General features: G+C 69.7%; 14 protein-coding genes. 4 read left to right on the top strand and 10 right to left on the bottom strand.

Going from position 1 to position 13,114, the window contains the following annotated elements:
* Positions 1 to 4: 4 nt before the first annotated feature.
* The 8 genes from K3U93_RS11545 to K3U93_RS11510 all read right to left on the bottom strand — a co-directional run bounded on the left by K3U93_RS11545 (position 5) and on the right by K3U93_RS11510 (position 6,191).
* Complete coding sequence (locus K3U93_RS11545; RefSeq protein ID WP_083009779.1) at positions 5 to 940, bottom strand: NAD kinase; 936 nt, start codon at positions 938 to 940, stop codon at positions 5 to 7.
* Complete coding sequence (locus K3U93_RS11540; RefSeq protein WP_083009780.1) at positions 937 to 1,746, bottom strand: TlyA family RNA methyltransferase; 810 nt, start codon at positions 1,744 to 1,746, stop codon at positions 937 to 939. The genes K3U93_RS11545 and K3U93_RS11540 overlap by 4 nt, the downstream gene beginning before the upstream one ends.
* An 8-nt stretch (positions 1,747 to 1,754) precedes the next feature.
* A complete protein-coding gene (locus K3U93_RS11535; RefSeq protein WP_071509111.1) occupies positions 1,755 to 1,949 on the bottom strand; it encodes a hypothetical protein in 195 nt (64 codons plus the stop codon).
* 23 nt (positions 1,950 to 1,972) lie between these two features.
* On the bottom strand, positions 1,973 to 2,977 hold the full coding sequence (locus K3U93_RS11530) for an HAD-IIA family hydrolase (RefSeq protein ID WP_083009781.1): 1,005 nt from the start codon (positions 2,975 to 2,977) through the stop codon (positions 1,973 to 1,975).
* A gap of 1 nt (position 2,978) precedes the next feature.
* Complete coding sequence (locus K3U93_RS11525; RefSeq protein WP_083009782.1) at positions 2,979 to 3,761, bottom strand: tetratricopeptide repeat protein; 783 nt, start codon at positions 3,759 to 3,761, stop codon at positions 2,979 to 2,981.
* 63 nt (positions 3,762 to 3,824) lie between these two features.
* Positions 3,825 to 4,187, bottom strand: coding sequence for a DUF732 domain-containing protein (locus tag K3U93_RS11520; RefSeq protein WP_176219891.1), 363 nt, complete (start codon positions 4,185 to 4,187; stop codon positions 3,825 to 3,827).
* A gap of 79 nt (positions 4,188 to 4,266) precedes the next feature.
* Positions 4,267 to 5,550: a tyrosine--tRNA ligase gene (tyrS, locus tag K3U93_RS11515; protein WP_083009783.1), complete on the bottom strand. Its 1,284-nt coding sequence runs from the start codon at positions 5,548 to 5,550 to the stop codon at positions 4,267 to 4,269.
* An 11-nt stretch (positions 5,551 to 5,561) separates the two neighbouring features.
* On the bottom strand, positions 5,562 to 6,191 hold the full coding sequence (locus K3U93_RS11510; RefSeq protein ID WP_420915390.1) for a DNA-3-methyladenine glycosylase: 630 nt from the start codon (positions 6,189 to 6,191) through the stop codon (positions 5,562 to 5,564).
* 80 nt (positions 6,192 to 6,271) lie between these two features.
* Between K3U93_RS11510 and K3U93_RS11505 the strand changes: the two genes are divergently transcribed.
* From K3U93_RS11505 to K3U93_RS11490, 4 genes are all read left to right on the top strand, one after another.
* Positions 6,272 to 7,534 carry an ammonium transporter gene (locus K3U93_RS11505; protein ID WP_083009785.1) on the top strand — a complete coding sequence of 421 codons (1,263 nt, stop codon included), beginning with the start codon at positions 6,272 to 6,274 and terminating at the stop codon, positions 7,532 to 7,534.
* 31 nt (positions 7,535 to 7,565) lie between these two features.
* Entirely contained in the window at positions 7,566 to 8,339 is a 774-nt protein-coding gene (locus tag K3U93_RS11500) for an ABC transporter ATP-binding protein (protein WP_083009786.1), read from the top strand.
* Positions 8,340 to 8,341: 2 nt separating this feature from the next.
* Positions 8,342 to 9,091 carry an ABC transporter permease gene (locus K3U93_RS11495; protein WP_230981674.1) on the top strand — a complete coding sequence of 250 codons (750 nt, stop codon included), beginning with the start codon at positions 8,342 to 8,344 and terminating at the stop codon, positions 9,089 to 9,091.
* 79 nt (positions 9,092 to 9,170) lie between these two features.
* On the top strand, positions 9,171 to 9,785 hold the full coding sequence (locus K3U93_RS11490; protein WP_083009787.1) for a TetR/AcrR family transcriptional regulator: 615 nt from the start codon (positions 9,171 to 9,173) through the stop codon (positions 9,783 to 9,785).
* On the opposite strand, the gene K3U93_RS11485 is transcribed toward K3U93_RS11490, so the two are convergent.
* Positions 9,751 to 9,978, bottom strand: a complete 228-nt coding sequence (locus K3U93_RS11485) for a Trm112 family protein (protein WP_083009788.1) — start codon at positions 9,976 to 9,978, stop codon at positions 9,751 to 9,753. The two genes, K3U93_RS11490 and K3U93_RS11485, sit on opposite strands and share 35 nt — an antisense overlap.
* Entirely contained in the window at positions 9,978 to 12,968 is a 2,991-nt protein-coding gene (locus K3U93_RS11480) for an acyl-CoA synthetase (RefSeq protein WP_083009824.1), read from the bottom strand. The genes K3U93_RS11485 and K3U93_RS11480 overlap by 1 nt, the downstream gene beginning before the upstream one ends.
* Between the last annotated feature and the right edge of the window lie 146 nt (positions 12,969 to 13,114).

Raw genomic sequence — 13,114 nt, 5'->3', positions numbered from 1 at the left:
GCCGTTACTTCCCGCGCCAACCGGTCACCGGCAACCGGAATTTGCGCACCAGCCGGTCGGTGAACGGCGCGCTGTCCAGGCGCGCCCACTTCACGGGTATCTCACAACGTCTCACCTCGATCCGGCTGCCGGCCGGTATCAGCATTTCGCGGCGGCCGTCGCAGAACACCAGGGCGTCGTTGCCGTCCGCCTCTATTTCGATCGCGATGGTGGCTTTGGGGCTGGTGACCATCGGGCGGCCGAACAGCGCGTGGGCGTTGTTGGGTACCACCAGGATCGCTTCGAGGTCCGGCCACAACACCGGGCCGCCCGCGGAGAACGCGTAGGCGGTGGATCCGGTAGGCGTCGACACCAGCACCCCGTCGCAGCCGAACGCCGACACCGGCCGCCCGTCGATCTCGACGACCACTCCGAGCACGCCCAGCCGCGGCCCCTTTTCCAGGCTGACCTCGTTGAGCGCCCATCCATGGTCGGCGACGCGGCCTTTGTGGCGCACGGCCACATCGAGCGTCATGCGGTCTTCCACCCGGTAGTCGCGCGCGACGACGTGCTCGAGCACGCGGTCGATGTGCTCGGCCTCGGCCTCGGCCAGGAAACCGATCCGGCCCAGATTGACGCCCAGGACCGGAATCCTGGCGTTTCGGGCCAGTTCGGCCGCCCGCAGGAAGGTGCCGTCGCCGCCAAGCACCAGCACCAGTTCGCAGCCGTCGGCGGCGTCCGGGGCCGCGTCGACGACCTCGATTTCGACGCCCATCGCCCGCATGTCGTCGGGAGCCAGGTGCAGCGGCCCCCTGTCGACCGCCTCGGCGGACAGCATGCGAAGCGCAATTCCGTTGTCGCCCAGGACTTTTTCCACGCGTCGTGCGGTCTCGGTCGCTTCGTCGCGGCCGGTGTGTACCACCATCAGGACGGTACGGGGATCGGTCTTTTGAGAACTCACTGCGGGCCCTCCGAAACCGCGCGCTGCACCGCGTCCACCAGCCCGTCGTCAGATAACGGACGATCCGTCCGGGCGCGCAGCCACAGGAAGTATTCGACGTTGCCCGACGGGCCCGGCAGCGGGCTGGCGGCCACGCCGACGGTGTGCCAGCCCAGCTCCCCGGCGCGGCGCGCGACGGCCAGCACCGCGCCGGCGCGCAGGCCGGGGTCGTGGACCACTCCGCCGGCGCCGACCTGGCCCTTCCCCACTTCAAACTGCGGTTTCACCATGGGAACGATATCCGCGCTCGGCCAGGCACACCCAACCAGCGCCGGCAACACGGTGGCCAGCGAGATGAACGACAGGTCGGCCACCACCAGGTCGACCGGCCCGCCGATCGCCTCGGGCGCCAGGTCACGGACGTTGGTGCGCTCGACGACGATCACCCGCGGATCACGGCGCAGCGGCCAGGCCAGCTGGCCGTAGCCGACGTCCGCGGCCACCACCTCGGCGGCCCCGCGATCCAGCAGCACCTCGGTGAACCCGCCCGTCGACGCGCCGGCGTCCAGGCAGCGGCGGCCCTCGACTTCGATCCCGAAGGCGTCCAGCGCGCCGATGAGTTTGTGCGCCCCGCGCGACACCCAGCCGCGTTCGTCGCCGTCCGCGACGGTCAGGGCGGCGGTGACGGCGACGGCGGTGCCGGGCTTGCGTGCCGGCAGGCCGTCGATGCTGACCTTCCCGGCGCCGATCAGCTCCGCGGCCTGCTGGCGAGATCGCGCGAGCCCGCGGCGGACGAGCTCGGCGTCAACGCGGGCGCGTCGTGCCACCGCCGCACTCAGCCCTTCTCCGCCGACTCCAGCGCCTGCAGCAGCACGTCGTGCGCGTCGGAAAGGCGCCGCGCTATCTCTTCGAGCTCGGCGAGCGACGGCTGGTGCCCGGGGTTTTCGGGGTTTTCCGGGTCCCCGGCGTCTGGCAGCCGGGCAAGCAGGGCGTCGATTTCGGCGCGAATCTGATCGGGATCGATAGTCATTGCGCTCCTACGGTAGTCACCCCTCAGTCGCCGCGCACCAGCGACCAGCGCCGCAGCGCGTCGCGGGCCCGGTCGTCGGCGGCCGCGACGCGCAGGGGCCGGTTGCCGGCACCCCATACCGCGCTGGCGACGGCGCGGACGACCGACAGCCCGTCACCGTCATCCACGCCGTTGACGCTGACCGTCACCGCCTTGTCGCCGACGTCGACGCGCCAGCCCGGCTGCGGCCGCACCGCGAGCCGCTGGGCGTCCTGGTGCAGCGAACGCAGGTCGTGGCCGATGTAGGTGGGCCGGCGGACCGGTTCGGCGTACACCGCGTCCCGCGCGGTGCTAACCCCGGTGAGCACCATCAGGCTGGGCAGCTTGGCCGCGTTGGCGCCCTCGATGTCGGTGTCCAATCGGTCGCCGATCACCAGGGGCGCCCGGAAGTCGCCGCGGGCCACCGCATCGTCCAGCAGTCGCGGCGCCGGTTTGCCCGCCACCCGCGGCTCGGCGCCGGTGGCCGCCCGCAGCGCGGCCACCAGCGACCCGTTCCCAGGCAGCAGACCACGTTCGGTGGGCAGGGTGACGTCGACGTTGGTCGCGACCCACAGCGCGCCGGCCCGGATGGCCAGGGCGGCCTCGGCAAGGTCGGACCAGCCGATGGTCGCGGAGAGGCCCTGGACGACGGCGACCGGGTTGTCGTCGTACCGGCGCACGGGACGCAATCCGACGGCGGCGATCTCGTTGGCCAGCGCTTCGGTGCCCACGATCAGCACTCGGGACTCCGGCGGCAACTGATCGGCCAGCAGCTTCGCCGCGCTCTGCGCGCTGGTGACGACGTCCTCGCCGGTGGCGCTGAAGCCCAGCTCGCGCAGGTGCGACGCCACCTCGTCGGCGCTGCGCGAGGCGTTGTTGGTGATGTAGAGCTTGCGGCTGTGTACCTTGTCCAGCGACTGCACCGCGCCGTCGGTGGGCTGAGCGCCGCGAAATACCGTCCCGTCCAGATCTATCAGCAGGCAATCATATTGCTGCGCAATGCTTTTCATGTCAGCCCAGTTCGCTGACCCGATCTTCGGCGTCGGTGACGCCTTCGGTGTCGGCGGCCGCGGAGCGCAGGAACCATTGCAGCGCCTCGTCGTCGCGGCCAAGCGCCAGCAGCGTGTCCGCGTAGGCGTAGAACAACCGCGCCGCCGTCGAGCCCCTGCGGCTAGGGTCCAGCTGCGGCGTGGCCAAGATGGTCAACGCCCGCTCCAGCTGCCCGAGGTCCGCGCGCGCGCCGGCGGCCACGATGCGCAACTCGTCGGCATCGTCACCGGACAGCTGCGCCGCCTCGGGTCCACGCGCCAGTTCGATCGCCCGCTCTGGACGGCCAAGTCCGCGTTCGCAATCGGCGATCAGCGCAAGCAATGCGGACTTGCTGCCCATGCGGCGGGCCGCGCGCAATTCGGCCAGCGCCTGGGCCCAGTCGCCGCAGCGGTAGGCGGCGATTCCGACGGCTTCGCGGACCGCGGCGATCCTGCTGGATCGGGCCCGCGCCGCGCGGGCATGACTCAGCGCGGTTTCCGGGTCCTCGTCGATCAGCTCACCGGCGGCGACCAGGTGGCGCGCCACCGCGTCGGCCGTGGCACGGTCCAAGGTGCTCAGCTCGCGGCGGATTTCGGGTGCCAGCTGCCTGGCGTCCACGCTGGCCGGTACCGGGGGCCCGTCGTGTTGGGCATTGTGGCCGGCGTTTTGCGGTTGAACCGGGCGCGCCCGGCCAGGTCCCGACCAGCCGCCGGCCGCCGGGCGCGGTCGTCGCTCACCGTCGTGCCTCTGCCTGTCGTCGACCACTCTCGAAAGGATACGGGCACGTTCGTGGCGCCGGGCCGGGCCTACAACAAGGCTGGGCCAAGGCTAGGCCTGCAGCCGGTGCGGCAGCAGCGGCTGCATCACCGCCGGGCAATACGTGGCGATCGCGATGAGGGTGAACACGCCCGCCGCATCGTACGACATTCCGTGGCCGTCGGCCATTTTGGCGGTAACCGAGTCGAACGACCCACCCGGCTGGACGACCATCGGGCACACCGACTGCCCCAACGCCGTCGCGCTCGCCGGTTGTGAATAGGAGACGCCGGCATTCGCGAGAGCCACCAGAAACGCGTTGCCCATCATGTCGGCGCGCACGGGCGCCGCCGGCGCCGCAACCAACGCGGCCAGGCCCGTGCTCACCCCCACGAACCGCAGGCCGGCTAGTTGCACACGTGTCGCCAATCTCACCGTGATAACAGTGGCCAACGACGATCACATCGACGACACGGTGAGGTAAAGGTTTGCGCACCAACGCGTTTTGCGCTGGCTACCCGTTCTCGACCCTTTCGATCCCGGCGATGTTGCGTTTGCCGCGCCGCAGCACCAGCCACCGGCCGTGCAGGAAGTCCGAGGGCCGCGGCACCCATTCGTCGCTGTCGACGCGGACGTTGTTGACCGAGACGCCGCCCTCGCCGATGGTGCGCCGGGCGGCCCCCCTGCTGGCCGACAGGCCGCTGGCCACCAGGAGGTCGACGATCCCGTCGGGACCACCGGGCTTGAGCTCGGCCACCGAGGTCTCGCGCAGCGCCGCGGCCAGCGTCGCCTCGTCCAGGCGGCCCAGCTCGCCCTGCCCGAACAGCGCCCGGCTGGCGTGCTCGGCCGCCTCGGTGGCCGCCTCGCCGTGCACCAGAGCGGTCAGCTCGGCGGCCAGCCGCCGTTGGGCGGCGCGTTGCTGCGGGCGCTCGGCCGTCGCGCGTTCCAGCTCGGCCAGCTCCTCGGCCGGCAGGAAGGTGAACCAGCGCAGGTAGCGGATCACGTCGGCGTCGACGGTGTTGACGAAGTACTGGTACCAGGCATACGGGCTGGTCATCTGCGGGTCCAGCCACAGGCTGCCGCCGCCGGTGGACTTGCCGAACTTGGTGCCGTCGGCGGCGGTCACCAGCGGGACCGTGAGCGCGTGCACCGTCGCGCCCAGCTTCTGGCGGACCAGGCGGACGCCGGCGATGATGTTGCCCCACTGATCGGAGCCGCCGATCTGCAGCGTGCAGCCGTGGCGCCGGTGCAACTCGACGTAGTCGTTGGCCTGCAGCAGCATGTAGCTGAACTCCGTGTAGGAGATCCCCTCCCCTTCCAGGCGCCGTCGGATGGTGTCGCGGTCCAGCATCACGTTGACCGAAAAGTGCTTGCCGACGTCGCGCAGAAACTCGATCGCCGACAGTCGGCCCGTCCACTCCAGGTTGTTGACGACGATGGCGCCGGTCGGGTCAAAGGCGTCGAATTCCAAGAAGCGTTCCAGCTGTCCGCGGATCCGCCCGGTCCATGCGGCGACGGTGTCGGCCTCGTTGAGGCTGCGCTCGCCGACGTCGCGCGGGTCACCGATCATGCCGGTGGCGCCGCCGGCGAGCACGATCGGACGATGCCCGGCGCGCTGGAACCGGCGCAACGCCAGCAGGGGAACCAGGTGCCCGGCGTGCAGGCTCGGCGCGGTCGGGTCGAAGCCGGCGTACACGGTCATCGGCCCGCGCCGCGCTTCGGCGGCCAGGGCGTCGAGGTCGGTGGACTGGGCGATCAACTCTCGCCAGCCCAGCTCGTTGAGGATCCCGGCAGACATCGCGCAAAACTCTAGTCGCTGGTCCCGGGCGCGGGCGCCCGCGGACTTCGCCGGTACGCCGAAACCTCCGGGTGGCCCGCAAGCCACAATCGCCAGGGCCGGTCGGCGGCCTGGCTGATCCCAACGCGGGGACCGGACGCGGCGATCAGCGGGGCGTTGAGTTCGAGCGTCACCGGACTGTCCGGGCCGAACAGGTCAACTCCGTTGTCGGCCATGGTGATTCCCAATGCTGAGCACAGGTTTCCCGGGCCGCGCGCCAGCGCGGCGGTGCGGACCAGCTCGCCGCGGCGGGCCCGCGTGACGTCGGTGCCGTCCTCCAGGGCCGCGGCGCGCAGCAGGACGGCCGCGGCGGTCCCGTCGGGTCCGCACGAGACGTTGGCGCAGACGTGGATCCCGTGGCTGCGGTAGGTGTACAGCCGCCCGGGCGGCCCGAACATCACGGCGTTGCGGCCGTTGCGGCCGCGGTAGGAGTGGGCCGCGGCGTCCGGCCAGGGACCGTCGGGGACGCCGCCGTAGGCCTCGACTTCGACGACGACGGCGCGCACGCCCCGGCCGGTGAGGGTGGCGCCGAGCAGTCGATGCGCGGCCGCGACCGGATCGACTGACAGCTGGCCCGCGGCCGCGTCTCGGCCCGATTGCACCAACCGAACCTACCGGCAGCCCAAACATGGCAGTATCCCGGTGTCCCGGGACCCCCAGGGCGCACGAAGGAGCCCACACGATGCATGCGATCGACCCTGCCGCCACGGCGTGGCTGCTGGCCAGCACCGCACTGGTCCTGCTGATGACCCCCGGCCTGGCGATCTTCTACGGCGGCATGGTCCGCATCACCGGGGTGCTCAACATGATCATGATGAGCTTCATCGCCATACCGCTGGTCACGGTGGCGTGGCTGTTGGTCGGCTACACCGTCGCGTTCTCCGAGGACGGGGCGGGCGGGCTTATCGGCAACCTCAGACACATCGGGATGCTCGGCATCGGCCCCGACACCGTCCACGGCGCGGTTCCCGAACTGCTCTATGCCACGTTCCAGTTGACGTTCGCGATCATCACGGCGGCGCTGGTGAGCGGTGCGATCGCCGACCGCGCCAAGTTCGCGGCGTGGATGGCGTTCGTCTCGCTGTGGTCGGTCGTCGTGTATTCGGTTGTCGCGCATTGGGTGTGGGGACCCGGCGGCTGGCTGGCGAAGTTAGGGGTGCTCGACTACGCGGGCGGTCTCGTCGTCGAGATCGTCTCCGGCTCGTCCGCCCTGGCCCTGGCGCTGGTGCTCGGGCCCCGCATCGGCTTCAAGAAGGACGCCATGCGGCCGCACAATCTGCCGCTGGTGTTGCTCGGTGTCGGGCTGCTCTGGTTCGGCTGGTTCGGGTTCAACGCCGGTTCCGCCCTGGCCGCCAACGGAACTGCCGCGGCCATCTTCCTCAACACGCTCGTCGCCGGCTGCCTGGGCATGCTCGGCTGGTTATCGGTCGAACAGATCCGCGACGGCCGGCCCACCACGTTCGGCGCGGCCTCCGGCGTGGTGGCCGGCCTCGTCGCCATCACCCCGTCGTGCGGAACCGTCAACACGCTCGGCGCGGCGGTCGTCGGCATCGCGGCCGGCATCGTGTGCTCGTTCGCGGTCAGCGCGAAATTCCGTCTCAACTACGACGATTCGCTTGATGTGGTCGGTGTGCACTTCGTCGGCGGTGTCGTCGGCGTGTCCTTGATCGGGCTGTTTGCCACGACGGTCATGACGTCGGGTCCCCGGGGCCTCTTCTACGGGGGCGGCGTCGCCCAGCTGGGCAAACAGGCGCTCGCGATCGTCGCCGTCGCGCTCTATGCGTTCACGATGTCGTACCTTCTCGCGAAGTTGATCGACCGGGTGATCGGTTTCCGGCTCAGCCCCGAAGACGAGACCAACGGCGTCGACCTCACCCAGCACGCCGAAACCGCCTATGCCGAAGGCGTGCACGGGCATCTGCCGCTGCGCCGCCCCGGCCCTTGACAACCCCGAACCGGGAGCGGATATTCATCCTATGATGAGTTCATCAAGTGATGAATTATTGTCGGAGGGGTGCGAGGCCGCCGTCAGCATCGAGCACCTGCGCGTGGTCCGCTTCAAACACCCCGCGCTGCATGACTTCTCGGTGCGAATGGCCCGGGGCACCATCACCGGCCTGCTCGGTCCGTCCGGCTGCGGCAAGACCACGCTGATGCGGTGCATCGTCGGCACCCAGATCGTGGCCGGCCGCTCCAAGGGCACCGTTACGGTACTGGGCCGGCCGGCCGGAAGCCCGGCACTGCGCCGTCGGGTCGGATACATGCCGCAGGACGCGACGATCTACAACGACCTGAGGATCGTCGACAACGTCCGCTACTTCGCCTCGCTCTATGGATTCGACGGCCACGCCGCCGACGTCGCCATCGAGCGGGTCGGGTTGGCCGATCACCGCGCCGCCTTCTGCGGCAACCTCTCCGGGGGTGAGCGCACCCGGGTGTCGCTGGCGTGCGCGTTGGTCTGCCAGCCCGAGCTGCTCGTGCTCGACGAACCGACGGTGGGCCTGGACCCCGTGCTGCGGGCGAACCTTTGGGAGCAGTTCGCCGACCTTGCCCGCGGCGGGACCACGCTGCTGGTCTCCAGCCATGTCATGGACGAAGCCGACCATTGCGGCGACCTGTTGCTGATGCGCGCGGGCCGCTTGGTCGCGCACACCACCCCGACCCGACTACGAGAGGACACCGGATGCACGTCACTGGAGGACGCGTTTCTGTCCATCATCAGGCGCAGCACCACGCCGCAAGCCGGCTAGCGCTGCAGGGTTACACCGCGACCACAGCACGAATCCTGCGTCAGCTGGCCGCCGATCACCGCAGCGTGGCGCTGATCCTGCTGGTGCCGATCCTGGTCATCACGCTGATGTACTTCATGTTCGAAAATGTCCCGCACCGCCCGGGCACGCAGGCGCCATTCAACAACGCCTGCCTGATCCTGCTGGGCCTGTTCCCGCTTTTCGTGATGTTCATCATCACGTCCATCACCATGCAGCGCGAACGGGCCTCAGGGACGCTGGAGCGCATCCTGACCACTCCGCTACGACGGCTCGACCTGCTGATCGCCTACGGCACCGCGTTCTCGATCGCCGCCGCGGCGCAAGCCATTGTGGCGTGCGTCGTGTCGTTTTGGCTGCTCGGCTTCGACACCGCGGGCAGCCCGGTGTGGGTGTTCGTGATCGCGATCGTCAACGCCGTGCTGGGCGTCGGCCTGGGCCTGCTCTGTAGCGCGTTCGCCCGCACCGAGTTTCAGGCCGTGCAGTTCATTCCGCTGGTCATGGTTCCTCAGCTGCTGCTGGCCGGCATCATCGTGCCACGGCCATCGATGGCCCACTGGCTGCAGTGGATCAGCAACGTGCTGCCGGCCAGCTACGCGCTGGAGGCGTTGCGGCAGGTGGGTGCGCATCCGCAGTTGACCTCCGTCGCGGTGCGCGACATCGTCGTCGTGTCCGGTTTCGCGATCGCCGCGCTGTGCCTGGCCGCGGCGACGCTGCGGCGACGGACGCCGTAGTGGCCATCGCAAGCGCGGCGCAGCCGGGCGCTGGGGGCACCACCCGCTTGCGGGGGACGGGTCGCCACGGAGGGTCCCAGTGACGGCGACCAACAGGCGGCCCGGCCGGCCGGCCGGGAGCTCCGATACCCGGGACCGGATCCTGGCCAGCGCACGGAAGCTGTTTGCACGCAACGGGATTGGCAATACGTCGATACGCGCCGTGGCCGCCGACGCGGGCGTCGATTCGGCGCTGGTGCATCACTACTTCGGCACCAAGGAAAAGCTGTTCGCCGCGGCCGTTCGCGTCCCGATCGACCCGATGGACGTCATCGGCCCATTGCGCGAAGCGCCCGTCGAGGAACTCGGCTACACAATCCCGTCAATGTTGTTGCCGCTGTGGGACTCCGAGATCGGAGCCGGGATGATCGCCACGATCCGCTCGATCCTGGCCGGCACGGAGGTCAACCTCTTCCGTTCGTTCATCCAGGACGTGATCGCCGCCGAAGTGGGCCCGCGCGTGGACAATCCGCCGGGCAGCGGACCCGTCCGCGTCCAGTTCGTCGCGTCGCAGCTGGTGGGCGTGGTGATGGCGCGCTACATCCTGGAGTTGGAGCCGTTCGCGTCGCTGCCGGCCGAGCGGATCGCCCGGACCATCGCGCCGAATCTGCAGCGCTACCTCACCGGGGATCTGCCGGACGTGCCCGCGCCATGAGCCGGGCGTGCTCGTCGTCGTCGACGTCGCGGGCCTCGTCGATCAGCAGCACCGGGATGCCGTCCTCGATGCGGTAGGCGCGCCGCAGCCGCGGGTTGTAGAGCAACTCGGCCCCGCTTTCCTGGGAGACCAGCAGCAACGGGCCCCGGTCGGCGGGGCATACCAGGATGCTCAGCAGCGAATCGTCGAGCATTACCGCGCGCCGCTCAGCTCGGACCGCACCGCCGGGGTCAGCCGGCGGAACTGGGTGCTGCCGGCGTCGAAGTACCACGCCTGGCGGCCCGGCTTGGGAATCCCGGCGGCCCGCAGCGCGCTGACGGTGGGACGATAGGTTGCGCTCAGCGTCATCTCCCGGCACACGTGCACGATGTCAGGTCCTACTCCGATCGGGATGTTGGCGACGGCCTCGGTCAAGTCGGCCGCGGTGATGGAGGCTCCAGGCAGCAGCGTCACCGCCGACACCGCGACCTGCCGGTCACCCACCGGCACGTTGTAGGTCACGGCGAGGTCGACACCGTTGACGCGACCCAGCGCGTCGGTGACCGGCTCGACAAACACCAGTCCACGCGCGGTGTGGACCACCGAACCGCGCCGGCCCGCCAGCCAGTAGTCACCGTCCGCGTCGCGGTAGAAGAGATACTCGGTCGATATCCAGGTGTCCGCGGGAGCGAAGACGCCCCGTTTGACCGACGCCGTCGGATCGATCGGCCCTTTGGACGCGGCGAGCAGCAGCCCGACCTGGTTGGGCTCGGCGATCTGCACGAAACCGCGGTCGTCCTCCAGGATCAGGTCCTGCTCGGCGTCGTAGGCACCGAGCACGACCCGCCCCACGCCGGGCAGCGGGCGGCCCTTGCTGCCGACCTTGGCGCCGGAAACGTTGGCCAGCACCGCCTGTCCGTCGGTGGTGGCGAAGAACTCGACGACGTGGGCGGGCGCGAACGCGTCGAGGACCCGTTCCCACAATCCGGTAGGCATGCCCGAGCCGATGAACAGGCGCACCGGGTGGTTGCCGTGCAGCACGAAGGCGGGATCGCCCGGATCATCGAGGACCTCGCGGAGCATGGCCCAGGTGTAGGACACCACCGTGACGCCGTACTGCCGCACCTCCTGGACGAACCGGTCGGGCTGCAGGCCCCGTGACAGCGCGATGCGGGTGCCGCCGACGACCGCGCCGCCCAGGCTGACCAGCAACGCGGACTCGTGGTGCAGCGGCGTCAGGCAGTACACGGTGTCGCGGCGGTCCAGGGCGGCGGTCGACGCGGTCCCGAAGGCCGACACCGCCCACCGGTAGTTGGTGATCTGCTTGGCCACCAGTTCGCCGCTCGCCGCGCTGAACGCGATGAACGCCAGATCGCGGGCCAACCCCGGATTGGGCCGGTACCACGCGGGCAGCTTGACGGCGTCGGGGTCGATCTGCTCCATGTCGATGACGTGGGCCTGCTCAGACGCGTCCTCGGGCAGGTGCAGATCGCGCGACTCACCGCCGCCGAGCACCAGCACCTGCCCCGGCAGTTGGCGTGCCGCCTCGAGGTTGGTGGGATCGGTCAGGATCTCGCTTACCCCACCGAGCCGGACCGACGCGGCCAGGTCGGCGTCGGGCCGCATCACGACGGCGACGGCGCCCAGCCGCGACAGCGCGGCGATGGCGACCAGCGCGCTGGGCCGCGTCTCCATCAAGACGCCCACGCGGTCGCCCTGCCGTACCCCGACTTCGATCAGTCCGCGAACGACGTTGTTGATGCGCCGATTCACGGCCTCGTAGGTGTGCACGCGCCCGTCGAACAGGAGGAATTCGCCCTGCGGGGCGTCGTGTGCCTGTTCGTCGATGATGCGGCCCAGCGAGATGCGGGTGTGATCGTTGATCTGTCCCAGCCGGACCAGTCGCGGCAGCGTGCGGACCGTCTCCACGGCCAGGTTGCGCATGGATTTGTTGGCCGCGACGACCGCGTTGGCCGTGCCGCGCACCGCCCCCAGCGCCGCCCCGGAGACCTCCCCGATGCCGTGCGCGAGCCGAGAGCTGAAGGCGACGCCGCTGTCGGTGTGCTCGGCCGGCTGGTCGGCCATCACGTCGATGCCGTCAGGCTTGTCGCCGCCGGCGGAGAGCCATCGCACCCATGCGGCGACGGTGGGCCAGCTCTCCCTTGCCGCTTTGGATCCGACGACCAGGCCGAAATGCCCCGTGCGGACGAGGCATTCGTAGACCTCGGCGTTCGGCGCCGCCCGCCGGATGCCGCGCACCGACGCCGGCTGCCCGATGTCGTCGACCTCGCCGACGAAGGCCAGCACCGGGCAGGTGATATCGGTGAGGGTGACCATCTGCCCGTTGATGGCGAAACCGCCGGTCATCATGCGGTTGTGCGCGATGAACTGCTTGAGCAACTCCGAGATCGCCGGGCCCGACCACGCGATCCAGCCTTCGGACTCGAGGAACCTGCGCTGCTGCTCGCGCGGCAGCAGGGCCTCCCGGTCGTGCAACTGGCGCACGAAGTCCACCCGGGCCTTGGCGGTCTTAAGCGGGTCCATCATCTGAAAACCGGTGCGCGCCAACCAACTTGGGATGGCCAGTCGGCTGAACACGTGATCGGCCATGAAATTCGCGGCGGCCGCCCCGAGGTTCGCCGGGACGCCCATCGGCAACGCGGCCAGGGTGTCCACCGGGGAGCCGAACGCCACGATGCTGGCGAGGTTCTTCGAACGCCGATATGCCGCGGCCTGGTAGCAGAACATCCCGCCCTGCGAGTAGCCCACCAGGTGCACGTCGTTGCCGGTTTCGTCCTTCACCGTGTCGATCGCTTGGCTGAGCGCGACGATGTGGTCGGCCAGGTTGCGGCGCATGCCGCCTTCGACCTTGTCGGGCGAGCCGAAGTCGATGACCCACGGATCCAGCCCATTGGCGTGCAGGATCCCCACCGCGCCGTCCTCGCGGGTGACGTCCCACATGTCCGCCGACATCATCATCGGGTGCACCATCAACACCGGTGGGCCCACCGGCGCGTGTCCGGGACGGCTGTCCGGTGGGAAATACCGCCGGAGCTTGTACATCGGGACGCTCTCGACGATCTGGGACGGCGACGGGACGCTGCCGGTTTCCAATCCCCCGAGCCGCAAGACCTCCAGCCCGTTCTGGGCAGTCGCGACCAGACGCTCGACCGGTCGCGTGACCATCGAAAAGTTGAGATCCACCGCTGCTCCCTGAATCTTGACAGCGTGCACATCATGGCACATCACCATGCTTGCGGGTTTTGATCAGGGTGTTTGCCAGCGGGCGGTTAGCAGGGCGGTGATTCGTCGTGGTCGGGTGGAGGTGCACAGCGGCACCATCGGAGAAC

Origin of the sequence: Mycobacterium malmoense, from assembly GCF_019645855.1 — a bacterium.
GTDB classification, from domain to species: domain Bacteria; phylum Actinomycetota; class Actinomycetes; order Mycobacteriales; family Mycobacteriaceae; genus Mycobacterium; species Mycobacterium malmoense.
The sequence above is the reverse complement of the archived record's forward strand: the minus strand, read 5'-3'. Positions and strand labels throughout refer to the sequence as shown.

Bases quoted from the DNA above. Each gene is read 5' to 3' on its own strand.
- K3U93_RS11530 (WP_083009781.1), bottom strand. From the start codon at position 2,977: ATGAAAAGCATTGCGCAGCAATATGATTGCCTGCTGATAGATCTGGAC.
- K3U93_RS11500 (WP_083009786.1), top strand. From the start codon at position 7,566: ATGATGAGTTCATCAAGTGATGAATTATTGTCGGAGGGGTGCGAGGCC.
- K3U93_RS11505 (WP_083009785.1), top strand. From the start codon at position 6,272: ATGCATGCGATCGACCCTGCCGCCACGGCGTGGCTGCTGGCCAGCACC.
- K3U93_RS11535 (WP_071509111.1), bottom strand. From the start codon at position 1,949: ATGACTATCGATCCCGATCAGATTCGCGCCGAAATCGACGCCCTGCTT.
- K3U93_RS11485 (WP_083009788.1), bottom strand. From the start codon at position 9,978: ATGCTCGACGATTCGCTGCTGAGCATCCTGGTATGCCCCGCCGACCGG.
- tyrS (WP_083009783.1), bottom strand. From the start codon at position 5,550: ATGTCTGCCGGGATCCTCAACGAGCTGGGCTGGCGAGAGTTGATCGCC.